The organism is Delftia sp. PX-1, from assembly GCF_055797465.1.
Genome location: NZ_CP184763.1, coordinates 5,435,192 through 5,459,472 on the forward strand (window position 1 = coordinate 5,435,192; position 24,281 = coordinate 5,459,472).

Consider the following 24,281-nt stretch of genomic DNA (forward strand, 5'->3'; position numbering starts at 1 on the left):
GCGCACCTCACAAGCATGGATTCCCGCGCTGACGCGGCCATGACGACTCAACCATGGGCCAGCAGCCACTGATGCAAATCCGCAACACTCTGCGCCACATGCAACGGCTGCAGCACGCCAAAGCCGTCGGTGGGATGCGCGCCATAGCCCACGCCCACGCTGGCACAGCCAGCATTGCGGGCCAGTTCCAGGTCGTGCGTGGTGTCGCCGATCATCAGCACGCGGCCAGGCTCCACGCCGAATTCGGCCATCAGCTCCTGCAGCATCAGCGGGTTGGGCTTGCCGGCGGTTTCGTCCGCCGTGCGCGAGCTGTCGAACATGCCGCGCAGTTGCGGGTCCTGCAGCGCATCGTTCAGACCGCGCCGGCTCTTGCCCGTGGCCACGGCCAGCAGGTGGCCGCGCTCGCGCAGCGCCGCCAGCATGGGCAGCACGCCGGCGAACAGGCTGATGTCGTCCTGGTGCTTGATGAAATGGTGGCGATAGCGGTTGCCCAGCTCCGGGTATTTCTCGGGCGACACATCGGGCGCCGCACGCGCCAATGCCGGCATCAGCGCCATGCCGATCACATAGGAGGCCGCCTCATTGCTGGGGGGCGTGCCTCCCACATCGGCCACGGCCGCCTGAATGCACTTGACGATCACCGCGGTGGAATCCGACAGCGTCCCATCCCAGTCGAAGGCGATGAGGTCGAAGCGGCGCGCACGGTATATCTCGGAAGAACCAGGAGTTGTCATGTCTGCAAGGAGTCAAATCCGGCGTCAGCCGGCGAAACGGGCCAGCTCCTCGGGAAGCTCGGCGCGCAATTCCACCCGCTCACCACTGGACGGGTGTGTGAACTGTAGCCGCCATGCGTGCAGGAACATGCGTTTGAGCCCCTGTTTCTGCAACCGGCGGTTCAGGTCGAAGTCCCCGTACTTGTCATCCCCCGCAATCGGGTGCCCCTGGCTGGACAGGTGCACGCGGATCTGGTGCGTGCGCCCGGTCTTGATGGTCACCTCCAGCAGGCTCATGGCCGGCAGACCCAGCAGGGGCTGGGGCGCCAGCGTGCTGCGAACGCGCACCAGCGTGACGGAGCGCATGCCGTCAGGATCATCGGCCGTGGTCACCCGCACGCGGCGCTCGCCGTCGGCCTGCAGGTATTTGTGCAGCGGCAGATCAATCACCTTGCGGTTGGCAGGCCAGGTGCCCTGGACCAGCGCCAGATAGGTCTTGCCGGTTTCGCGCTCGCGGAACTGGTCCTGCAGATGCGTCAGCGCCGAGCGCTTCTTGGCCACCAGCAAGATGCCGGATGTCTCGCGGTCGAGCCGATGCACCAGCTCCAGAAAGCGGCTTTGCGGCCGCGCCTGGCGCAATTGCTCGATGACGCCAAAACTCACGCCCGAGCCCCCGTGCACGGCCACACCGGCAGGCTTGTCGATGGCAATCAGATGTTCGTCTTCCAGCAGACTGGGGAAATCCCTGGCGGGCGCAGGCCGCTCGGCCTTTTCGGCGACTTTTTCGGAAATGCGCACGGGCGGCACGCGAACGACATCGCCAGTCGAGACGCGGGTTTCCGCACTGACGCGCCCCTTGTTGATGCGCACTTCTCCACTGCGGATGATGCGATAGACATGGGTTTTGGGAACGCCCTTGAGATGGCGTATGAGAAAGTTGTCCAACCGCTGTCCGGCCGAATCGTCATCGACTTCGATCAGCCGCACTGCGGCAGTGGCTGCGTTCAGGGAACGGTCGTCTGCCGGTTTGCCCTCTATAATGTGTTTCACCTGTGCCGAACTATTTATAAGTGGTTGATTCTCATGGAGTTTAGTCCAAACAACCATTTCCCCGCACAGGCAGGTCGATGCCATCCGGTGTCATGCACGCGAAACAGCAGGAAAAGATGGCCTGCGAAGTTCGTCGTTGCATCGGTTGTGGCTGACGAATTGAAACACTGATACGGAATCTCAAGCTGGCAGAAGGGGTCGGACCCGGCGTCCGCCGCTGCCAGCGGATCAAAAGCGAGCATGTGGATCTTTTGGGCATGGATGGTCACGCTGTGGAGCAGGAAAACGCCTGCGCCCAGGATCATTGCCGCCCCCAAGCCTCCCGCCTGCCCCGCACGTGCAGCAGCTTCGCTTGAAGCTGGACGGCGTGCCTCTCTCATCGCTCTCGTCCCCCTGCCCTTGCCCCCATTGCTGACTTGAGCCAGGTCTCAAGAAGCAAGGCATTCGGCGATTCCTTTCGTTTCAATGCGTCAGTCCGGCATCTCGGCTCCCTCGCGAGCCTGTCTTTGATTACAAGTCAAAGGCGTGACGGTCTGGCAGCAGAGGCTGCACCCCGGCGCGCCCCAGAGAAAACGAATAAAGGAAACGCATCATGAAACGGATGCTCATCAACGCCACGCAGTCGGAAGAGCGGCGCCTTGCCATCGTCGATGGACAAAAGCTCCTCGACTACGAGATCGAGATCGAAGGACGCGAGCAGCGCAAGGGCAACATCTACAAGGCCGTGGTCACGCGTGTGGAGCCCAGCCTTGAGGCCTGCTTCGTCGACTACGGCGAAGACCGCCACGGCTTCCTGCCCTTCAAGGAAATCTCCAAGCAGTATTTCGCCGAAGGCGTCTCCCCCAGCCAGGCCCGCATCAACGAAGTCATCCGTGAAGGCCAGGAACTGATCGTCCAGGTCGAGAAGGAAGAGCGCGGCAACAAGGGCGCGGCCCTGACCACCTTCATCTCGCTGGCCGGCCGCTATGTGGTGCTGATGCCCAACAACCCGCGCGGCGGTGGCGTCTCGCGCCGCATCGAGGGCGAGGACCGTGCCGAACTCAAGGAGGCGATGGACCAGCTCGAGTACCCCAAGGGCATGTCCATCATTGCGCGCACCGCCGGCATCGGCCGCACCGCGCCCGAGCTGCAGTGGGACCTGAACTACCTGCTCAAGCTGTGGAACGCCATCGATGGCGCAGCCAAGTCGGCCAAGGGCGCCTTCCTGATCTACCAGGAATCGAGCCTGGTGATCCGCGCCATCCGCGACTACTTCAACGGCGACATCGGCGACATCCTCATCGACACCGACGACATCTACGAGCAGGCGCAGCAGTTCATGCAGCACGTCATGCCCGAGCATGCCGCCCGCGTCAAACGCTACCGCGACGATGCCCCCCTGTTCAGCCGTTTCCAGATCGAGCACCAGATCGAATCGGCCTACGCGCGCACCGTGACCCTGCCCTCGGGCGGCGCCATCGTCATCGATCACACCGAGGCCCTGGTCTCCATCGACGTGAACTCGGCCCGCGCCATCAAGGGCGGCGACATCGAGGAAACCGCCACCCGCACCAATCTGGAAGCCGCCGACGAAGTCGCGCGCCAGATGCGCCTGCGCGACCTGGGCGGCCTGATCGTCATCGACTTCATCGACATGGAGGAGAGCAAGAACCGCCGCGAAGTCGAGAATCGCCTGCGCGACGCGCTGCGCCAGGACCGTGCGCGCGTGCAGTTCGGCACCATCAGCAAGTTCGGCCTCATGGAAATGAGCCGCCAGCGGCTCAAGCCCGCCCTGTCCGAAGGCGCGCACATCAACTGCCCGCGCTGCGGCGGCTCCGGTCATATCCGCGATACGGAAAGCTCTGCGCTGCAGATCCTGCGCATCATCCAGGAAGAGTCCATGAAGGACAACACGGCCGCCGTGCACTGCCAGGTGCCCGTGGAAGTGGCCAGCTTCCTGCTCAACGAAAAGCGCGGCGAGATCACCAAGATCGAACTCAAGCAGCGCGTCAACGTGATCATGGTCCCCAACAAGTCCATGGACACGCCGCACTACAAGCTCGAGCGCCTCAAGCACGACGATGCGCGCCTGGAAAGCATGGAAGCCAGCTACAAGCTGGCCGAAGAGCTGGACACCGAAACCACGGTGACACGCCGCTCGCAGGAGCCCACCAACAAGCAGACACCCATGATCAAGGGTGTGCTGCCGGACATGCCGGCTCCCATTGCCGAGCCTCGTCCCGAAGGCAGCCGCAACCGCCCGGCCAACGGCCAGCAGCGCGACGCCAAGCCTGCAGCCACGGCGGCAGCGCCCGCACCGGCCGCCGCCCCCGTCGTGGTCCGCGAACAAGGCTTCTTTGCCTGGCTCAAGAGCCTGTTCGGCTTTGGCGCGGCACCTGCGCCGGTCGCAGCGCCCGTGCCGGCTGCCGAAGCCCCCGCACGCGAAGGTCGCCGTGACGGCCGCAACGACAGCCGTGGCCGCCGCAACGAACGCAATGGCGAGCGTGGTGGTGAGCGCACCGAGCGCAGCGGTGAGCGCGCCGGCGCCCCCAACGCCGAGCGCCAGGCTGGCGGTGGCGATCGCAACCGCCGCAATGCCGAGCGTGGCGAGCGCACGGAACGCGGTGAACGTGGTGAGCGCCCGGATCGTGGCGAGCGCGGTGAACGCACCGACCGCGGCGAACGCCGCGGCCGTGGCGAGCGCAGCCGCGACGGCGAAAACCGCCAGCCGCTGGAGGCCGTGAACGCCTCCGCAGCCCTGGCGGCAGATGGCAGCACCCTCGAGCAGCGTCCCGAGCGCGCGCCGCGTGGCGACCGCCAGGAACGCGGCGAAGGCCGCCGCGAGCGCGGTGAACGAGGCGAGCGTGGAGATCGCGCCGAACGCGGTGAACGCAGCGAGCGCCAGCCCCGTCAGTTCGAAGTCGCGCCCGAGTCCGAAGAAAAGCTGGACAACCAGGCCCAGCAGCAGGACCAGTCCCTGGACAACGCTGCTCCCGCCTCCGGCGAAGAGCAGCCGCGCCAGCGTCGTTCGCGCGACCGCTACGGCCGTGACCGCCGCGAGCGTGGCGATCGCGGTGACCGTGCAGAGCGCGCGCCGCGTGAAGCCGAAGGCGAAGCCGTGCAGTCCTTCGAGGCCTCCGTGCCCGAGCAGGACCAGCAGCCAGCCCGTCGCAGCTACTTCAACGCCGCCAACTCTGCTGCCGAAGTCCAGGCCCCCGAAGCCGTGGCCGAAGCCCCAGTGGCCGCACAGCCTGCGGCAGTTGTGGAAGTGCAGCAACCCGTCGCGGTGCCCGAGCAGCAGAGCGCGGCCTTCGCGCCGGTCGCACCGGCCCCTGTGGCGGCCCCTGCCGTGACGGCAGACGTGCCAGCACCTGCTGCACCTGCCGCTTCTGCTGCTTCTGCCGCAGCCGAGCCCGCTGCAGCCAAGGCCGCTGAGGCAACCGCAGAACGCGGCCTGCCCAAGGTCCAGGCCTACCAGTTGCCCGTGTCCGAGCTGCAGGCGCTGGCCGCCGCCTCGGGCCTGCAATGGGTGGGCTCCGATGCCGACAAGGTGGCCGCTGCGCAGGCAGCCATCGCGGCCGAACCGCAGCCCGAGCGCGTCGTGCGCGAGCGCCCGCCCATGGTCGTGCTGGATGACGGTCCTCTGATCCTCGTGGAAACACGCAAGGACCTGAGCGACCTGCAGCTGCCATTCGAGCAGCAACCGCAGGGCGTGGCCCATGTCTGACCACAGACAGTGACGACACAGGGGCCCTCGCGGCCCCTGTTTGTTTCTGCCGCCACCCCCGTCCATCTGTCTTTTCTCCCTCTCTATCCTGGAGCTTGCGTCCCGCCATGCTGTTGCTGCTCTCCCCCGCCAAATCGCTGGACTACGACACACCGCTGCCGCCGAAGCTGCCACACACGCTTCCCGTCTTCTCCGAACAGCCGCTGGAGCTGATCGAAGTGCTGCGCCGCCAATCGCCGCAGCAACTGTCGGAACTCATGGGCATCAGCGACAAGCTGGCTGCGCTCAACGTGGCGCGCTACGAGGCCTTCAGCCCTCGCTTCACGGCCACCAATGCCCGCCAGGCGCTGCTGGCCTTCAACGGTGATGTCTATGAAGGCCTGCAGGCGCGCAGCCTGGACGCCGAAGACCTGGACTGGGCGCAGCAGCACATCGCCATCCTCAGCGGCCTGTACGGCGTGCTGCGTCCGCTGGACCGCATGCAGCCCTACCGCCTGGAAATGGGCACCCGGCTGGAGACCGCGCATGGCAGCAACCTCTACCAGTTCTGGGGCAGCCGCATTGCCGAGTACCTGAACCAGCGCGCGGCCCGGCAGCCGGCGGGCGAGCGCGTCGTCGTCAACCTGGCTTCGCAGGAATACTTCAAATCGGTAGACTTGAAGCACCTCAAGCCCCCGGTGGTGGAATGCGCGTTCGAGGATTACAAGAACGGCGCCTACAAGATCATCAGCTTCCATGCCAAACGCGCGCGCGGGCTGATGGCACGATTTGCCATACAGCAACGCGCTCGCAGCGCGGCTGAACTCGAAGCCTTCGATCTGGAAGGCTACGCACTGGCGCCAGCTTCCTCGACGCCTGCGCGCCTGGTGTTCCGCCGCAAGACCGCTGACTGAGCCTCGCCGGCCACCGGCCGGCCCCGGCCTCGATGCCTTTGGAGTCCATTCACTGCGGCAAGGGCCGCACTGCACGCCATGAGCCTCAAATCCTCACCAGATTCCCCGAGCACCGCGCAGGACCTGCCGGCGGGTCTCACGCCTGAACTCATGCAATGGGTACGCGACCAGCGCGCATCTGGCATAGGGCCTGCGGCCCTGCTGCGCTCCATGCGCGACGTGGGCTGGAGCGAAGAACTGGCCCGGCGGGCGTTGGACCTGCCCCACCAAGGCGAAGCGGCGCCACCGGCCGTCGTCGTCTCGGCCTCCTCGCTGCCGGAGCCGGACCTCTCCCAGGACCCCACCAGCATCGATGTCGGCGACCGCAAGGTCCAGGTACTGGTCAGCATGCGCAACCCGCGCATCGTGGTCTTCGGCAACCTGCTCTCGCATGAGGAGTGCGACGCCATCATCGCCGCCGCGCGTCCGCGCATGGCGCGCTCGCTCACCGTGGCCACGCAAAGCGGCGGTGAAGAGATCAATGACGACCGCACCAGCAACGGCATGTTCTTCCAGCGCGGGGAAACCGGCATCGTCCGCCAGCTGGAAGAACGCATCGCCCGCCTGCTGCGCTGGCCGCTGGACCACGGCGAAGGCCTGCAGGTACTGCACTACGGCCCGGGCGCCGAGTACAAGCCCCACCACGACTACTTCGCGCCCGGCGAACCCGGCACGCCCACCATCCTCAAGCGCGGCGGCCAGCGCGTGGGCACGCTGGTCATCTACCTGAACGAGCCCGAGCGCGGCGGCGCCACCATCTTTCCCGAAGTGCCGCTACAAGTGGTTCCGCGCCGGGGCAACGCCGTCTTCTTCAGCTATGAGCGCCCCGACCCCTCCACGCGCACCCTGCACGGCGGCGCGCCCGTGCTGGCCGGCGAAAAATGGATCGCCACCAAATGGCTGCGCGAGCGCGAATTCCACTGAAGAGCCAGCGAACCCGGGCGCACCCACCCTTATTGACCTTATATGGCCGCCCATGCCTGCGGGCATGGAAATTCAGTTAGCTTCAAAGCCTGGGTCCACGCGCTCCGCGCGGACCGTCCAGGCCTGACCAGCGCCGGCACGGCCGGCCCTTTTTCCATGAACACTCCCGAACAATCCCAGCTGGGCAAAAGCTCTGCCTACATCGACCAGTACGCCCCCTCGCTGCTGTTCCCCCTGCCCCGCGCGCCCAAGCGCGAGGAAATCGGCATTCAGGGAAGCCAGATGCCCTTCTTCGGCGCCGACCTGTGGACGGCGTTCGAACTGTCCTGGCTCAACCTGCGCGGCAAGCCGCAGGTGGCTCTCGTGCATTTCACGATCCCCTGCGAGACCCCCAATCTCATCGAAAGCAAGTCGTTCAAGCTCTACCTCAACAGCTTCAACAACACCCGCCTGGCCGACGCTGCCGAAGTCCAGGCACGCCTTCGCACCGACCTGGCCGAAGCGCTATGGCGAGGCAGCGAGCAAAAGGGCAGCATCGGCGTGAAGATCATCGGCCTGGACCGCTTCGACCAGGAAATGGTGCAGGAACTGGACGGCCTGCTGCTGGACCGCCTGGACGTGGAATGCACGCAGTACCAGCCCGCCCCAGAGCTGCTGCACGCCAACCACGAGGAAGCGCCCGTCACCGAGACCCTCGTCAGCCACCTGCTCAAGAGCAACTGCCTGGTCACAGGCCAGCCCGACTGGGGCAGCGTGCAGATCCGCTACAGCGGCGCGCAGATCGACCAGGAAGGCCTGCTGCAATACCTGGTGAGCTTCCGCAACCACAACGAATTCCATGAGCAATGCGTGGAACGCATCTTCATGGACATCTGGACCCGCTGCCGCCCCATCAAGCTCTCGGTGTACGCACGCTACACGCGCCGTGGCGGCCTGGACATCAACCCATTCCGCACCAGCCATCCTGGCGCGCTGCCGGCCAACGTGCGCTCTGCACGGCAGTAAAAGAGGCGGCCGGCCATCCTCAGGCCGGCTGTCATTTCAAGCTTTTCACCGGCATGCCGACGCCGCAGCGGCATGCCCGCACTCCTGCCCATCGAGCCCCGCGCCCAGGCTCCTGTCGGCGGCCCGCACCTGAATTCTGAAAAACAGGAATCGTCCTGCATCGATTCAGATTGACTTTTCAGATCACCCTATTTGAGCCTATTTCGCCTCGATTTATCTGCCACGGATGGATCGTCGAAAACACGGAATTCACTAAATAGCTTGCTATTGAAATGGCAGCAAAAATCTCCGTCGATGCATTCAGAAACATCGTCAGGAGTTGTCTTAGAGACAAGCGAGAAAAAAGTTCATAGGCTTGGCGGCACAAGAAATGACTTCAGGCAGCAATGAATCGCCGCCTGAAAGTCAGGCATAGGCAGGTGCCTTTTTCCTGCCAATGCCCCACGCAGAACTGTCCTGGCGCGCAGCGCCAAAGCGGCAGTCCACCGCCAACCTTGAGGGAGAGACCATCCATGCATCGCTTTCATTCAGCGCCTTGACGCAGTGCGCTGACGCCAAGGCCCTGTGCCTGGGCACGGCTGATTCCCTGCACATGCGCAATTCGGAAGAACCGCCAGCCACCGCCCTGGTGCCCGCTTATTCCTGAATTGCGTTTTCCCTTTTTCCCGTTTTCTGCGATGCACGGCTGCGGCCCTGCGTCTGCCTGCTCACGTCCCTACAGATTTCTTCCACCAGCACAGGAGCTTTTGCATGACCACCTTCAATACATCACTGCAATCTCGCAAGCAACGCGGCCAAGGCATGACCGAGTACATCATCATCGTGGCCCTGATTGGTGTGGCCGCCATTGCCGTCTACCAATACTTTGGCCAAACCATCCGCGCCCAGACATCGGGCATCGCCAACGAAGTCGCGGGCAAGTCCGCCAAGGAGGCCATCAAGGACGCAAAAGCCGCCGCCGGCAATGCCGATATAGAGCGCAAGGAAAAAGGCCTCGACGCCTACGAGAACAAGTAAGCGGGCCTGCCCATGTGCACCATCACCACCCTGCGCGGCGGTCGGATACGGAGGCGGGACGGGCAACGCGGGCAGGCACTGATCTACGGCATCTTTGTCCTGATCGGTGCACTGGCCTCGCTGTTCTTTCTGTTCAACACCGGCCAGCTCTCCCAGGAAAAAACCAAGCTCGTCAGCACGGCCGATGCCGTGGCCTACAGCGCCGGCGTGATGCACGCGCGGGCGATGAATTTCAAGGCCTACGGCAATCGCGCCCTGATCGCCAACGAGGTGCTGGTGGCGCAGATGGTGAGCCTGTCCTCGTGGGCGCAATACGCACAGACCCACGCGGAGAACCTGCCCACGCAGTTCCCCGAATGTGCTGACTACACCGGTTGGGGCGCATTGATCGGTGCTGCATTCCACTACAACGAGATGTACGCGATCATGTGCTACGCCACCGTGCAGTACGCGGGCCAGTACATCCAGCAGATGGCCAAGATGGTGCCGTCGCTGGCATTCGATACGGTCACAGCCGTGGAGGCCAACAAACAGGCAATACAGAAGGCGCACAACCTGCTGCACGCCCGCTCCTACCTGCAGAGCATTCGCCGCAGCGTTATGCAGGACGTGGCCCAGGCCAACTACGCGGGCGACGGCAGCGTGAAGGTGCTGCCCCTGGGCCCTGGCATCGCCGTGGCGCTGACTGACGACCTGGATGGATTTACCCAAAGCTATACCGGCAAGGACCGGGGCCGCATGGCAGAGCTGGCCGTGTATGCGGCCCACAGCGACAGATTCACCAAGGAACGCGTCTGGACGGCCGAGGCAGAAGTGCCCGGCCCAGACGAGATCTGCATTGCGAGAGAGCGCAAAAGCGAGGTGCGCCGACGCGGCGGCACCGAACTGGTCAACTACGACGAGTGGATCGCCGAAGACACTGAGTCCTTCTGGCGCGCCCAGCGAAGGGGTGGACTCATCCCACGCTGCCGGCTCAGGGAGGAGCCCATTGCCTGGGGCGAACAGCAGGCCCATCCCGAGGATCAGGATGATTCAGGCGCCTGGTTGGGAGGTGCGCGCACCAACGCAAAGGCGTCCAGCCAGGCCTCATCCAACAAGTGGCGCCAATACACCGGCCTGCCCAGCTACTACGACCTGAGCCAGCCGCAACTGGACAAGAACGACCCCACGCTGCGGTTCAGCGTGCGCCTGTCGCGGGCGCACAGCCAATTGCGCACCTCCGATAGCGCCAGCCAGATAACCAGCACTTCAGACAGCCGCATCAACGCCTATCAGAGCCAGGTCGCCCAAGGCGAAATGGTGGCCGTTGCCACGTCCGAAGTGTTCTTCGAACGCCCTTTGGCACAGCGTCATAACCGCTATGGCGCAAGCCAGGGGCTCCCGCTGGAGCTGCCCAGCCTGTTCAACCCCTACTGGCAGGTACGCCTTATCCACTCCCAAACCGATGTACTTGGCCAGCAGATGCGCCAGCGAGGGCTGATCCCATGAACCTCCTGAACCGCGCCCGCTACCCAAGGCGGCAGGCAGGCCAGGCCCTGGTCGAATTCCTGGCCATGGCGGCGCCCCTGCTGGGCCTGTTCCTGCTGATGCCCATGATCGGCAAGTACCAAGACATTGCCCATGCCACCCAGATGGCCAGCCGCTATGCAGCCTTCGATGCCACGGTACACAACGACGAGGCGGGCAGCTACAAGCCGCCTGCCCAACTGGCAGCCGAAGTGCGCAGGCGCTATTTCAGCCGACCCGACGCCCCCATCAAGACGGACGATACGGCAGGCGACTTCGACGCACACCGCAATCCGCTGTGGACGGACCCCGCAGGCAATCCGCTGATCCCGCGCTTTTCAGACATTTCGGTCAGCTTTGGAGCAAGCCAGTCCACAGCGCACAGAGATGCCTTCACGGCCAGCCCAGACGGCGTACCCTTCAGCATAGTGCCTCTGGCGAACCACGGACGCATCGGGTTGAACGCCCCAGGCATCTACCGCGCCAACATCTCCGTGCCACTGGCCAACCTGCCCGCAGGCATCCAAAGCTACACCCCCTTCGACCAACTGGACCTGCGCGTCACACGCCACACCAGCGTGCTCATCGAGCCTTGGGCCTCGCGCTCCGTGGAGCAGACCATGGACCGGTTCGGCCGGCTGGCGCCGCTCAACAGCCTGTTCTCCCCGGTGGAGACGCTGCTGGATGTGGCCATACCGGTCTTCGAGTTGATGGAGGTGCCGGCCCCCAAGTTCGGACGCCTGGACAAGTGGCAGGACATTGTTCCGGCAGACAGGCTCAGGGCCGAATGATGACAACGGCTCGCATGCTCCGTTCCATCTGCCTGAGCCTGCTGACGCCAGGGCTCACCCATGCCTTTGCGCAGGCCAACTGGCCCGAGATCCCGCTGCCCGAACATGCCAGGAGCTACCACATCGGCCAGCAGATGGACCTGGACGGCCTGCCCATGCGGCTGACCGGCTTCGCCACCCGCAGCACACCCAGGCAGACCGGCGACTGGTTTGTGCGCACCCTGGGCCAGCCCCTGATGGACGACCAGCGCGATGGCCAGCGCATTCTGGGCCGCGCCCAGGGCGAGCACTACCTCACCATCCGACTGGAACCCGCCCCCGACGGCGGCACGCGTGGCCTTGTCGCTGTCACCCACCTGCGCGCAGCCTTGAGCGGCAAGGCCCGCAGCCAGGGGGAAAGAGCCCGATGGCGGCGCCTGCTGCCAGCGGGAACCGAGATCGCCAGCCTGCTGAACACCCAGGACGGTGGCCAGCTGTCCACCCATCTCGTTGCCACGAACAGGCACGGCGAGGCGCTCAATGCGCAACGCCTCACTGCGGCGCTGCAGGAGCAGGGCTATGCGCTGGAACGCCGCTTCGACGCCGCCACAGACACCAAGGCCCACGCGTTCGGCTCTGAGACCGGCGCCATCACGGTGCTGATGCGCGGCCCGGGCAAAGAGGCGACGGCCGTCATTTCCCGCAATGCGCTGGGCCTCACCAGCATCGTTCTCGTCACCAGCGTGGCGGTGGAGACCGCGCCATGAAGCTTGCCCATCGCCTGCGCGGCCAGTCCTCGGTGGAGTACGCCGTGGTCTGCGCGGCCCTGGCCTTCGCGCTGGGCGTCGGCATGGTGGACAGCAACAGCGTGCTGCACCAGTTGCTGCTCGCCCTGCAGGCTGCCTACCAGAAGTTCAGCTTCGCCCTCTCCCTGCCCATTTGACCCGTCAGCCATGAACTCCGCACTCGCCCGAATCACCGCCCTGCGTCCCAACAAAACCTGGGTCGCTCTTGCCATGGCCCTGGCCATCGGCCTGGGCGCAGCCGTCATTGCACGCAGTTACCTGCATCGCCAGATGGAGGCCATAGAAGCGCGCGGAAAAAGCAAAACCCGGCCGCTGATCGTTGCCAAGCGCAATCTCAGCAAAGGCGAGCCCATATCCAAGGAGACCATTGCCGTGCGCGACGTTCCCCACGACTACGCGCACTCGCTGGCCATCGGCCCCGAGGATTTTTCCCGCATTGCAGGCCGCGCGCTGGAGCATGGCATGCAGCACGGCGACATCCTGCTGTGGAACCTGCTCGAAGGCGACAAGGTGCCGACCTTCTCGGCCCGCATCGAGGTAGGGCGGCGCGCCATCACCGTGCATGTGGACGAGATCAACTCCATCTCGGGCCTGCTGGAGCCGGGGGATGCCATCGACCTGATGCTCACCCTGGATCAGAAAGGCCGCAAGACCACCTTTCCACTGCTGCAGAACGTCCAGGTCATGGCCACCGGCCAGCGGTCCGTGGATGACCCCAGAAGCGGTGAGCGGCGCCAGTACTCCACGGTCACGCTGGACACCTCCAAGGCGCAGGCCCGCAGCGTGATCATCGCGCGCGAGGCGGGAAAGATCACCGCCTTGCTGCGCAATCCCAAGGACTCGGAGGTTGTCGAAGAAGACAGCGCTGCCATGGCCGCCCTGCTGGGCCTGGCAGGCGACGTGCAGTCCCTGATTCAGACAGCGGGCGCAGCGCAATCACCGGGCCGAGCCGTTCCCGTGCTCTATGGCGGACGCCGCATGGACTTCAAGCCCGAAGACCTGCTGCTGCGCCAGGACAAGGCCCACGATGCCGGCGAAGGCCCGCCCGAGGCAGCCGCAGCCCCCACGCCTGTGCAGCCAGCCCTGCAAGCCGCACTGCAACCAGGCCAGGCTCCTCTTTTCCCTGCGTCCTTCCCGATCCAGCCAAGCGCGTTGCCTCGCTGAAGGCGCCTCACCTGCTCCTGCCTTCTTCATCGCTCCATGCGCCTGATCCCAATGTCCATCCGTTCAGCCCACACTGCATCCCTGTCCGCCCGCTCCAGTCCAACGCCCTTTCTGCATGCCTTGCGCTGCGGCTTCGTGCTGACCCTGGGCTGGAGCCTGGCCGGCCCGGCAACAGCCCAGATACCAGAGGATGCAACAAGCTCTGCGCAGTCCCTAGGCATGCCGGGTGGATTCGCGCCCATGCTGCAGGGCGTGCCCAGCCGCGAGGCAGCGGCGGGCCAGCCGTACCGCCCCATACAGAAACCGGACGACCAGGCTCAGGTGCCGGAAATCGAGATGTTCGTGGGCGAATCGCGCGTCTTCCCCAGCCCCGGCGTGGCGCGCATTGCCGTGGGCAATGGCCGGGTGCTGACGGCCGCCGCGCTGGACGAGCGCGAGGTCATCATCTTCGCCAACGAGATCGGCACCTCCTCGCTGTTCGTGTGGAACGCCGACGGCCGATATCAGCGCGTCAAGATCCATGTGGTGCGCGGCGACACAAGCCGCCATGCGCGCGAGATCGCAGCCTTTCTCAGCACCATCCCCAACGCGCGGGCCTCCATCATCGGTGACAAGGTCGTGGTCGAAGGGGACCATCTCAGCGATGTCGATCTCAAGAAGATCGAAGACCTCAGAAAGCACTACCCGCAGATCATCAACTTCACCAACCAGATCGGCTGGGAGCAGATGGTGCTCATGGACGTGAAGGTGGTCGAATTCCCGGTCAATGAGCTGCGCGAATTCGGCTTGCGCTGGACCGCCCAGGGCGGGGCCAGCGTGGGAGGCATCTGGGCGCCGGCGCGGCGCGGCCATCAGCCCGGTCTGGTCATCGGCGTCCAGAACCCGCCAATCACCCCGGACAGCGGTGACAAAGGCCCGCTGCCCCAAGGCCTGAACATCCTCACCGCCGTCAACATGGGCCTGACCGCAAAGCTGGACCTGCTGGCCCGCGACGGAAAGGCCAGCATTCTTGCCCAGCCCCAGCTGTCGGCTCGCAACGGCTCCAAGGCCGAGTTCCTGGCCGGTGGCGAATATCCGTACTCCGTGGCCACGATCTACGGCCCCGTGGTCATGTTCAAGCCCTACGGCGTCAAGCTGCGCATCACGCCGCGCGTGGACCGCAACGGCGTCATCAGGGCCGAGATCGACAGCGAGGTCAGCAACATCGACCCATCGTTCTCCACGCCCTCGGGGCCCGGGTTGAGCACTCGGCGCACCTTCACCGAATTCAACGTCCAGGACGGCGAGACCATGGTGCTGGCCGGCTTGCTGTCGCGCAAGGGTGGCGACAACGTCGACAAGGTTCCCTTCCTGGGAGACCTGCCCGTGCTGGGTGCTCTGTTCCGGTCCCAGCGATTCCAGAACGAAGAGACCGAATTGGTGGTCTTCGTCACGCCCACGGTGATCAACAGCCGATCGCCGGGCCTGCTGCAGCGCGTGGAAGACGCCGGTGCGCGCCTGGGCCAGCGCTACGGTCCCCAGCCCTACCTGACCGAACCCGGCCCTGCGCCCGAGCATCCTCCCCGGCTGGCGCCCCTGCCTGTGGCCAGCGCAAGCGCCAGCATCGCGGCGCCTGTGCAGGAACTCCCCGCGCCAGTGCGGCCCCTGCCCGCACCGGCCACCGCGACCCTGCCCGAACACTGGCCCGCCCTGCCGCACACCGGCAACCCGCTGGCCTCCGCGGCAGCAGCGGACCAGCCGCTGGTCAACCACTGGCGCGTGGTGCATGACGGGCTGGCCTTGCATGCCGAACCTCGGGCGCAAAGCGACACCCTGCTGCAACTGGGCCAAGGCAGTTTCGTGCGTGCCGCACCCGGTTCATCTGCCGCCCACAACCCGCACTCCGGCTGGCGCGCGGTGGCGGTCGCAGCCCTGACGGGCTGGGTGCGCGATGAAAGCCTGCAGCCCGTCGCGCACGTCCCCGGCATGAAGCCCGCACCCGACGGACCCCATGCGCGCCAGGCGCGGCAAGGCCGGGCTCTCACGCCCCATGAATCCGGCGCCACCACGGGCCACTCCGCACCAGGCACCTACCGTGTGGGCCTTGATCGGCTTGCCCTTCGCGTGTCCCCCGACATCAACGCCCCCGTCCTCCAGAACCTGCCCGTGGGCAGCCTTGTGCAGGTGCTGCCCCAGGCCCCGCAGGCCCAGTTCTCGGCCGTGCGCATCAATGACCGGCTGGGCTGGGCCGAGACCCAGTGGCTTTCTCCCCTGACCTCCGCAACCGGCAGCCCCCCATGATCGACCTTGAAATCATCCACCCCGACGGCCGGCACCAGCCGTTGAGCGTGCCCGATATGTGCTCCATCGGCAAAGGCTCCCAGTGCGAAGTCCGCCTGGACAACTGGCGCCTTGCCAAGGAGCATGCACGCCTTTTCACCAGCCCCTCGGGCGTGCTGATCGACGACGCAGGCAGCTTCGGCGGCGTGCTGGTCAACGGTCAGCGCATCACCGCCCAATACGGCCCGCTGCAAAACGGCGACCTCATCGGCATTGGCCCGTTCCAGTTGCGCATCCTGAACAGCGGTGAAGAGCCGCAAGCCGCGGCTTTTCCTGTACCGGCCGCAGCGCATGCCGCCACCACAGCGCCCATGCAGAGCACACAGGACACGCCGCTGGCAGCGCCTGCCGACGCGCCCGAGCCTGCGGCAGCCGAGCCCGGGGACGCCCACTTGCAGGCGCTGCAATTCGAATGGCGCAAGCGCCTGCACACCAAGCTCATCGACACCATGGACCTGCGCCGCCATGACGTCTCCAGCATGTCCGACGAACACCTGCGCGCCGAGGCGGACCGGCTCATCGCCAGAACGCTGCAGGACATGGACGACGAGATACCGGCCCAGCTGGACCGCAACGCGCTGCGCAGGCAGGTTCTGGACGAGGCCGTGGGGCTGGGGCCGCTGGAGGAATTGCTGGCCGACGAAACGGTCAGCGAAATCATGGTCAACCGCTTCGACGAAATCTATGTCGAGCGCGCGGGGCGCCTGCAAAAGCATGCCCTGAGCTTCACCAGCGATCGCGCCGTCATGGGCGTGATCGAGCGCATCGTGGCACCGCTGGGCCGGCGCATCGACGAATCCTCGCCCATGGTCGATGCACGGCTCAAGGACGGCTCGCGCGTCAACGCCATCATCGCGCCGCTGGCGCTCAAGGGCTCCACGCTGACCATCCGCAAGTTCGCCAGGCGCAAGCTCAATGCCGCCGACCTTGTGCAGTTCGGCGCGCTCAGCCCGGCCATGGCCGACTTCCTGCGCATCTGCGTGGAGGCCCGCAAGAACATCATCGTCTCGGGCGGCACGGGGTCTGGCAAGACCACGCTGCTCAACATCCTGTCCAACTTCATCCCGTCCGGCGAACGCGTGATCACCGTCGAGGACGCCGCCGAACTCAAGCTGGCCCACGAGCATTTGATCAGCCTGGAGTCGCGCCCCGCGAATGTCGAAGGCAAGGGCGGCGTGCCCATCCGAGAACTGGTGCGCAACACCCTGCGCATGCGCCCGGACCGCATCGTGGTCGGCGAATGCCGCGGCGCCGAGGCGCTGGACATGCTCCAGGCCATGAACACGGGCCATGAGGGATCTCTGACCACGCTGCACGCCAACACCCCGCGCGACGGGCTCGCCCGGCTGGAGACCATGGTGCTGATGGCCGGCATGGAACTGCCCTTGGCAGCCATACGCGAGCAGATCGCCAGCGCCGTGGACATCATCGTGCAGCAGACCCGCTTTGCCTGCGGCACACGCCTGGTCACCCACATCTGCGAAGTCAGCGGCATGGAAAGCGGAAAGATCCAGCTGCAGGAGCTGTTCCGCTTTGCCAACAAAGGCTACGCCGCCCAGGCCAACGGCCTGGCCAAGGTGCAGGGCCTGTTCACCGGCTGCGACGTCGTTCCCCACTTCTACGACGAACTGCGCGCCAGCGGCCATGCGCTGGACCTGGACATCTTCCGTCCGGGCGCCGAGAGCGCGGACCTGCATGCCGGAGAGCGGCCATGAGCGGGCTCTCGCCAGACACCGTCCTGGCCCTGATCACGGCCGTGGTCGCCCTCTGCGTCGGTCTGCTGACATGGCTGGCCTTGGACCTGGGAGGCTCCACGCTCAGGCGCTACCGGGCCGGCTTCACGGAGCGCGCCGGCTTTCAGGCCGCGGAATTCTTCCTCTTCATCGACCCGCGCAAACTCTTCCTGGCCAACCTGGCAGTCATGTCGCTGGGCGGCGTGCTGGTGTGGCTGGTCAGCGGCAGCCATCTGCTGGCTGTGCCCGCCTTCTTCGCGCTGGGGCTGCTGCCCCGGCTGCTGTACCGGCACATGCGCAAGCGCCGGCTGCGCAAGTTTGAAGAGCAGTTGCCCGATGCGCTGATGATGCTCAGCGGCGGCCTGCGCGCCGGCATTGGCCTGAGCAGCGCCATCGCCCAGCTTGTAGCCGAATCCCGCCCGCCGCTGAGCCAGGAGTTCTCGCTGATGCTGCGCGAGCAGCGCCTGGGCGTATCCCTGGAACAGGCACTCAATCACCTGAGCCTGCGCGTGCCCACCCAGAGCACCGTGCTCATCACCTCGGCCATGCGCATCGCCAGCGAAACCGGAGGCGGCCTGGCCGAGACCATGGAACGCACGGCCTCCACCGTGCGCAGCCGGCTGCAAATGGAAGCCAAGATCGGCTCCCTCACCGCCCAGGGAAAACTGCAGGCCTGGGTCGTCGGCGCCCTGCCCCTCGTCCTCATGCTCATCCTCGACCGGATGGAGCCTGAAGCCATGTCCATGCTCTGGCACTCCCGCGTGGGCTGGGGGGCGCTGGCCGTGATCGCCTGCTTCGAGGCCATGGGCATCTATGTCATCCGAAAGATCGTCGCCATCGACGTCTGAAGGCCGCACCATGGACTCCAACACCGTGATACTCGCCCTGATCGCTGTGGCAGCCGGACTCAGTGCTGCCCTGGTGGCCTGGCTCCTGGGCCACTCGATGAGCAGCGTTCCCGCCGAGGACCGCAGCTACAAGGATCCGCCGCCACTGGCCCTGCGCATGGTCTGGTGGCCCATCCAGTGGATCAGCCACCACCTGTCGCCCCGGCTCGGAACGGGCAGAACCGCGCAAGCCGTGCAACTGCGGCTGCGACAGGCGGGACTGGACTACGCGCTCAGTCCTGCGCAGTTCATCGCCAGCCGCATCGTCGGCGCCGGGGTGGCCGCGCTGGCGGCCTGGTGGCTGGTCTCCAGCTTCGACGGCCTGCCCCGGGGCGCCGATGGCGGTGTACGCCACATCGCCCTGCCCATCTATCTGCAGGCCATGGCCGCAGGCGCACTGCTGGGCTGGGCCTACCCCGCCATCTGGCTCAGGGATCGCATCGCCGTGCGCCGGCGCGAACTGCTGCGCATGCTGCCCTTCTTCCTGGACATCATCACGCTGTGCGTGGAAGCCGGCCTGAACATGCAGGGCGCCATGACCCAGGCCGTGGCCAAAGGCCCCCAGGGACTGGTGCGCGACGAATTCCAGCGCGTGCTGCGCGATATACGCGCCGGCAAGGCGCGTGCCGAAGCACTGCGCGGCATGGCCGAGCGCCTGAACGAACCGAGCGTCGCCAACTTCACCTCCGCCGTGATCCAGGCAGAGAGCATGGGCATGAACCTCGGCCCCGTGCTGCGGGCACAGGCCGATCAGCGCCGCTCCGAACGCTTCATGCGCGCGGAAAAACTCGCGATGGAAGCGCCCGTGAAGATGCTGTTTCCGCTGATCGCCTTCATCTTTCCCTGCACCTTCATCGTCTTGCTGTTCCCCATAGCGATGAAGCTGCTGAACTCGGGACTGTGATGCAGATGCCGCCCTCCCCCTTCCTGGTGCGCCAGGCCTGCGGCTTCTGGCAGCGCCTTGCCGGCCTCATGGGCCAGGCCCAACCCGCCGCGCGCTGCGCATTGCTCATCGCGCGCTGCACCAGCGTGCACACCTGCTTCATGCGGCAGGCCATCGACATCGTCTACCTCGATCGGCAGGGCCGCATCACCGGCCTGCGTCCAGGCGTTGCGCCCTGGCGCCTCAGCCGGGGCGAACGCGGCAGCAGGCATGTGCTGGAGATGCGTGCAGGTGCCATCGCCTGCCAGGGCCTGGTGTCGGGCATGCAGTTGCAGCCCTGGCCCATCGAAGGTGCCGGGGCTGCGCTGAACGTCTGCGCCTTCACCCCTGACGGGTCCAACTCCTAATGCAACGCCGCGGAGGTGCCCACACAACGCATTGCCCAGAACACACCAAAGTGAATTGCCAGCCGGCCCTGCCGGCCTTCCTCCACTACGCATTGAAAAACCGACGGACATGCACCATCCATCCATCACCTCTCCCACAGACCACGGTGCCACGCACATGCGGCTGACACACCCTTCATCCTGGCTACTGGCCTGCGCCGCTGGTCTGGCCCTGACCGCCTGCGGTGGCGGCTCCGGCAACGAAGGCGGCGCGGGAGACCCAGGCCCCGGAGGCACCGCCAGTTCCGGCGTCTTCATCGCCCCCTCAGGCCCGCTGTGCACCAAACTCAGCAGCACGGGCAGCTGTCTGCAACCCACCTCATCGGCCATTGAGGAGTCTGACCTGATCAAACTCATCACCGATCCCGATGCACAAACGTCGTTGATCGATTTCAGCGGCATGGGTGTGATCCACAACACCACACTCACCTATAGCCAGCAGCCGGGCCAGGCCATCGAAAGCAGTTTCATCTACAGCTCCTACGGCATGGCAAGGCGCGACTTCCAGGTAGGGCGCAACACCTTCATCGTGCAGGGCAGGCAGTACCCGCAAGTCACGCACTACCCGGAGGCGGGCCAGAGCCACTACAAGAACATCAGCGGCGATGCAGGCGTCATCTTCCTCGTAGGACCACCGGACCAGCACGAGGAAGGCATCTGGGGCACCACCTTCTCGGAAGGCCAGAACCTCAGCATGGTCGGCCGCATGCCCAACATGCGCAGCGAAAACACCAACTGGATTTCCGCCATCAGACTGCTCACCGACCAGAGCCAGGCGCCGAGCGAGCCGACCGTGACCTATATCGGCAGTGTCAGCACGCTGGCCGGCACGGCACAACGGCTGGACCCGTACACCACCGACATACTGAACACCGGCGTCAACTACGAGGCGGAATTCAATACGGCCACGGGCAAGCTCACTGGCGTAAAGATCGACTACACAGACCCCAAAAGCCAGAGGCGCACAGTGATGGAAGTGCCAGAGCTGACGTTTGTGAACTCGCAGTTGATCCCTGACTCGCGCAGCCAACGCATCAACGTCGTGCTGGAAGGCCCTGCGAGCGACGTCCGCGCAGATGCTCCACGGCCCGACACACCCCTCACCCGGCAGGACTACACCCTCGATGGCCTCGAAGGCGAAATCACCGGCAAGCAGGCCGAGATCATCCACATCCTCGGCGCCGGCCCCCAGGGCACCATGCAATTGATGCTGATGCGCAAGGACAAGGCCGGTCCGGACGTGCCCATCCACATCCCCCTGCCACACCCAAACAAGCCCTGAAGCATGGCCAGCGGGTGGATACAAGCCCGTCCGCCGGCCGCAAACCTGCAGGCATCCTCATGCGCCAGAGCACCTCATTCCGCAGGCCGCGCCAGCGCGGCAGCGCCATGGTCGAGTTCACCGTGGTCGGCCCCATCATCACCCTGCTGGGGCTGGCCCTGCTGCAGTACGGCCTGGTTTTCTTCAACAAGAACCAGATCAATCACGCCAGCTTCATGGCCGCCCGCGCGGGCACCATGGCCCATGCGCGCATGGACGATATCCGCGAGGCCTATCTGCGCGCCATGGTTCCGCTGTATGGCGGTGGCAGCAACAGTGACGAACTGGCGGATGCCAAGACAAAGGCCAAGGCCGACCTTGAAGGCCACCTGCGCATAGACCTCATCAACCCCACGCGCGAGAGCTTCGACGACTGGAGCGCTCCCCACCTGAAGCAGAAATACGGCGTGCGAGCCATTCCAAACGCCGGCCTGGCGCACCGGGACAAAAAAGACATAGGCAGCAAGTCGGCCCAGAGCGTTCAGGACGCCAACCTGCTCAAGATCCGCGTCACCCACGGCTACGAACTCAAGATCCCGCTGGTGCGCGGCATCTACCAGCACTACCTGCGCTGGCTGGACGACGGCAGCGACCCCTTCCACACCGAACTCATCCAGCACGGTCGACTGCCCATCGTCGCGCAGGCCACCTTGCACATGCAAAGCGACGCTATGGAAAGCGATGCCACGGTATCCATCCCCGACACAGGCAACAAGGGCAATCCGCAGGACCCAGGCCAGCCCGATACATCGGAACCCGGTGAACCGCCCGATTGCGAAACCGTGGGCTGCACCACGGTCGGGCCGCCGGGGCCGGGGGTTGATGGCGGAGAAGACGGTGGCGACAAGGGCGGAGACGGCGATGGAGACGGAGACGGAGGTTCCGAATGTGTCTGATCTATCAGGGCGAAGTAAACGTTAACAGCAAGAGAGGTGCTGAATGCTGGTGAAAATTCGACGACGCGGCATGTACCGCAAAACGCGGAGATGGGAATGCCAGCGAGGCTCCGGAATCGACGGATTTCCCACAAAGAGGGTGCAACCCACAACTGCCACTTGGTTCACGAAGGCTGCAATCGTCTTGTCGGGTTTGGTCGTTGCGGGGACAGCATGGGCACAGTGCGGTATCACTCAAAGTTGCATCTCGCCTCCTCCCGGCATATTGCCTCCAATAACGTCACTCTGCGAAGTAAATATGTGCTTTAGCAGTAGGGAGAATCGGGAAAGATACGAACGTGAAAATAACTGCATCTTTCCAGATAACAGCCTTTGCGGGGGGAAGAAGGTGGACAGCGAAACGCAGTGTTGCGTCAAGGATGCCAGAACCCAAAAAAGCAAGATCAGGCAAAAGCAATATACAAAACTCGATAAATCCTTTGACTGGAATTCGTACAAACAGGAATGCGTCGATATGCAGCAAAGCGAGGCTCCGCCCGACTCCCTATGGAGACAGTGCGTTGTGGGCCAGCCACATGCAAACGATGATGACTATGCCGTGATGAAAGTGGAGTCCAATGGTAATGCACGCAGCTACTGTATTGATGGGTGCAGTACGCCACCATCGGCTATAAAAATAGCGACTAGTATGGGTTATTTCATTTTCCCGGACAGAAACAACCCAACTGGAGGCGGAGCTGGAGGAATTGGGGAACAATCAAGTTTTCTTGCGGCATGCTCCAATCATGATCGCTGCTATCAAACTTGCAGTGAATCAAATCAAGAAAATTGTGACGATAGCATGCTCGCAGACATGCAAGCCGTTTGCAGGAATATTCCAGCCGATCATGAAACCCGTTACCAAGGAAATTTTGATATTACAAGAACAAAAAATACTCTCGAAGCCTGCATATCTGCAGCAGAAGATATGCACTCCGTGCTAAGAAAATTCGGATCAGGCGCATTCAATAACCGCCGCCAACAATACTGTCAATGTTGCTAAGGAGATGTCACATGTTTTCTAAAATCATGATGCACCTTTCTCTACTTCTAATATCCCCTACATTAGCAAGCGCGGAATATCAGTTGATAAGCGAAAAGCAGATACAAAGGTACGATTCCTACGCTCAAATAGACAAGCAGGAAAGCAGCCAATGGGTGTCTTTAAATCGCGTCGGAGACGCTGACAGTCTGTCGACTGAGTTCTTAATTCAAGATATGCGCTGCTCCGACGAAGATACACCAAAGAGAATTAAAGCATCTGGTTTCTATCTTTCCATGTCCTCGATATCTATTGCACACAAACAACCGATCGTTGTGCCAGTTACTGATTATCTCGGGCATTGGTATCTGGCACAGCTTGATGAGAAGGCAACCAAAGTCAAACGCAACTTGCAAATGAAAGAAGTCGGTGTCATCCGAGCGGGCGCCACCTCACCCCAGGGTTACTTCATGGGGGGATCTGATACAAACAATCGTCCATTGCTTATGCTTTATAGCTCCGATCTTAAGCGTCGCAAAATTCTCAGTGAAAAGAACTCTACGGAAGGAGAGATTTCCGGCATCTTCAATAGAGGCAATGAAGTAGCAGCGATATACAACAAACGTAGTAGCGAATATTCTTCTGCGAAGTTCTCATCCGAGTTGCGCCTATATTCTCCAGTTGGTATGGAAGTGGCAAAAGTTAGGCTGGATGGCTTAGATGGCTCAGGCGTGGCGTTGGAAGACGGCAGTATCATCGTAAGCTATTGGGATAGCGGAAAAATATACATGGAGCGATTCAACCCTGACCTCTCTCCCAAATGGAAGCTAATGCTACATCAAATTGAAGGAATTGCATCCATCAATGGAGCAGTTCTTATAGTTGGAGAATCGTTGGCTTGGATCGGCGCAAACGATAATAAATTACTTATCCATAGGATAGAGAAAGATGGAAGCGCTGTTAGTACTCGAATTGACTCTAATCACAAACTTAATCCTCCTCAGCCGCTGAAATACTCTGCTTCCGCCTACGGCGACGAAATTCATATACGAGGAAGAACAAACAGAGGAAAAGGGGCAACCCTCGGCGCAGTTACTGAATTTTGCCTAGTAGAGAAGCCGTAAATATTTCGCTGATAGAGATTTAAAAATTATCCACCCATCCAATTGGTTATTTTTATCA

General features: G+C 63.7%; 21 protein-coding genes. 19 read left to right on the forward strand and 2 right to left on the reverse strand.

Annotation, left to right across the window (positions count from 1 at the left end):
• Window positions 1–47: 47 nt before the first annotated feature.
• Together ACN20X_RS24865 and ACN20X_RS24870 are read right to left on the reverse strand one after the other, a co-directional pair.
• The gene (locus ACN20X_RS24865) at window positions 48–734 is read right to left on the reverse strand and encodes an HAD family hydrolase (protein WP_016451169.1); all 687 of its coding nucleotides are present in this window, start codon (window positions 732–734) and stop codon (window positions 48–50) included.
• Window positions 735–758: 24 nt separating this feature from the next.
• The gene (locus tag ACN20X_RS24870) at window positions 759–1,820 is read right to left on the reverse strand and encodes an RluA family pseudouridine synthase (RefSeq protein ID WP_016447804.1); all 1,062 of its coding nucleotides are present in this window, start codon (window positions 1,818–1,820) and stop codon (window positions 759–761) included.
• A 535-nt stretch (window positions 1,821–2,355) separates the two neighbouring features.
• On the opposite strand from ACN20X_RS24870, the gene ACN20X_RS24875 reads away from it, so the two are divergent.
• The 19 genes from ACN20X_RS24875 (at window position 2,356) to ACN20X_RS24965 (ending at window position 24,223) form a co-directional block, all read left to right on the forward strand.
• Window positions 2,356–5,469, forward strand: a complete 3,114-nt coding sequence (locus tag ACN20X_RS24875; RefSeq protein WP_047326614.1) for an Rne/Rng family ribonuclease — start codon at window positions 2,356–2,358, stop codon at window positions 5,467–5,469.
• Window positions 5,470–5,576: 107 nt separating this feature from the next.
• Complete coding sequence (gene yaaA / locus ACN20X_RS24880) at window positions 5,577–6,362, forward strand: peroxide stress protein YaaA (RefSeq protein WP_016447806.1); 786 nt, start codon at window positions 5,577–5,579, stop codon at window positions 6,360–6,362.
• A 78-nt stretch (window positions 6,363–6,440) separates the two neighbouring features.
• On the forward strand, window positions 6,441–7,325 hold the full coding sequence (locus ACN20X_RS24885) for a 2OG-Fe(II) oxygenase (RefSeq protein WP_016447807.1): 885 nt from the start codon (window positions 6,441–6,443) through the stop codon (window positions 7,323–7,325).
• A 156-nt stretch (window positions 7,326–7,481) separates the two neighbouring features.
• Window positions 7,482–8,330 carry an NADPH-dependent 7-cyano-7-deazaguanine reductase QueF gene (gene queF, locus ACN20X_RS24890; RefSeq protein WP_016447808.1) on the forward strand — a complete coding sequence of 283 codons (849 nt, stop codon included), beginning with the start codon at window positions 7,482–7,484 and terminating at the stop codon, window positions 8,328–8,330.
• A 750-nt stretch (window positions 8,331–9,080) separates the two neighbouring features.
• Window positions 9,081–9,347, forward strand: a complete 267-nt coding sequence (locus ACN20X_RS24895) for a Flp family type IVb pilin (protein WP_034363829.1) — start codon at window positions 9,081–9,083, stop codon at window positions 9,345–9,347.
• 12 nt (window positions 9,348–9,359) lie between these two features.
• Window positions 9,360–10,835 (forward strand): pilus assembly protein TadG-related protein, encoded by a 1,476-nt coding sequence (locus ACN20X_RS24900; protein WP_046238344.1) that lies wholly within the window; start codon window positions 9,360–9,362, stop codon window positions 10,833–10,835.
• Complete coding sequence (locus ACN20X_RS24905) at window positions 10,832–11,644, forward strand: TadE/TadG family type IV pilus assembly protein (RefSeq protein ID WP_017406513.1); 813 nt, start codon at window positions 10,832–10,834, stop codon at window positions 11,642–11,644. The genes ACN20X_RS24900 and ACN20X_RS24905 overlap by 4 nt, the downstream gene beginning before the upstream one ends.
• A gap of 14 nt (window positions 11,645–11,658) precedes the next feature.
• Window positions 11,659–12,390 (forward strand): hypothetical protein, encoded by a 732-nt coding sequence (locus ACN20X_RS24910; protein ID WP_237426627.1) that lies wholly within the window; start codon window positions 11,659–11,661, stop codon window positions 12,388–12,390.
• Window positions 12,387–12,566: a hypothetical protein gene (locus tag ACN20X_RS24915; RefSeq protein ID WP_016447814.1), complete on the forward strand. Its 180-nt coding sequence runs from the start codon at window positions 12,387–12,389 to the stop codon at window positions 12,564–12,566. The genes ACN20X_RS24910 and ACN20X_RS24915 overlap by 4 nt, the downstream gene beginning before the upstream one ends.
• Before the next feature lie 10 nt (window positions 12,567–12,576).
• The gene (gene cpaB / locus ACN20X_RS24920) at window positions 12,577–13,593 is read left to right on the forward strand and encodes a Flp pilus assembly protein CpaB (protein ID WP_473210003.1); all 1,017 of its coding nucleotides are present in this window, start codon (window positions 12,577–12,579) and stop codon (window positions 13,591–13,593) included.
• 36 nt (window positions 13,594–13,629) lie between these two features.
• Window positions 13,630–15,873: a pilus assembly protein N-terminal domain-containing protein gene (locus tag ACN20X_RS24925; protein WP_154833682.1), complete on the forward strand. Its 2,244-nt coding sequence runs from the start codon at window positions 13,630–13,632 to the stop codon at window positions 15,871–15,873.
• Complete coding sequence (locus tag ACN20X_RS24930) at window positions 15,870–17,627, forward strand: ATPase, T2SS/T4P/T4SS family (RefSeq protein WP_016451159.1); 1,758 nt, start codon at window positions 15,870–15,872, stop codon at window positions 17,625–17,627. The genes ACN20X_RS24925 and ACN20X_RS24930 overlap by 4 nt, the downstream gene beginning before the upstream one ends.
• A complete protein-coding gene (locus ACN20X_RS24935; RefSeq protein WP_016451158.1) occupies window positions 17,624–18,493 on the forward strand; it encodes a type II secretion system F family protein in 870 nt (289 codons plus the stop codon). Before ACN20X_RS24930 ends, ACN20X_RS24935 begins: the two co-directional genes overlap by 4 nt.
• A gap of 10 nt (window positions 18,494–18,503) precedes the next feature.
• Window positions 18,504–19,436 (forward strand): type II secretion system F family protein, encoded by a 933-nt coding sequence (locus ACN20X_RS24940; protein WP_154833681.1) that lies wholly within the window; start codon window positions 18,504–18,506, stop codon window positions 19,434–19,436.
• Window positions 19,437–19,441: 5 nt separating this feature from the next.
• Complete coding sequence (locus tag ACN20X_RS24945; RefSeq protein ID WP_223275333.1) at window positions 19,442–19,822, forward strand: DUF192 domain-containing protein; 381 nt, start codon at window positions 19,442–19,444, stop codon at window positions 19,820–19,822.
• 157 nt (window positions 19,823–19,979) lie between these two features.
• On the forward strand, window positions 19,980–21,143 hold the full coding sequence (locus ACN20X_RS24950) for a hypothetical protein (protein ID WP_473210004.1): 1,164 nt from the start codon (window positions 19,980–19,982) through the stop codon (window positions 21,141–21,143).
• 59 nt (window positions 21,144–21,202) lie between these two features.
• A complete protein-coding gene (locus ACN20X_RS24955; RefSeq protein WP_473210005.1) occupies window positions 21,203–22,078 on the forward strand; it encodes a TadE/TadG family type IV pilus assembly protein in 876 nt (291 codons plus the stop codon).
• Between the two features lie 388 nt (window positions 22,079–22,466).
• The gene (locus ACN20X_RS24960; protein WP_155524803.1) at window positions 22,467–23,120 is read left to right on the forward strand and encodes a hypothetical protein; all 654 of its coding nucleotides are present in this window, start codon (window positions 22,467–22,469) and stop codon (window positions 23,118–23,120) included.
• 11 nt (window positions 23,121–23,131) lie between these two features.
• A complete protein-coding gene (locus ACN20X_RS24965) occupies window positions 23,132–24,223 on the forward strand; it encodes a hypothetical protein (protein ID WP_016451152.1) in 1,092 nt (363 codons plus the stop codon).
• Window positions 24,224–24,281: the final 58 nt, after the last annotated feature.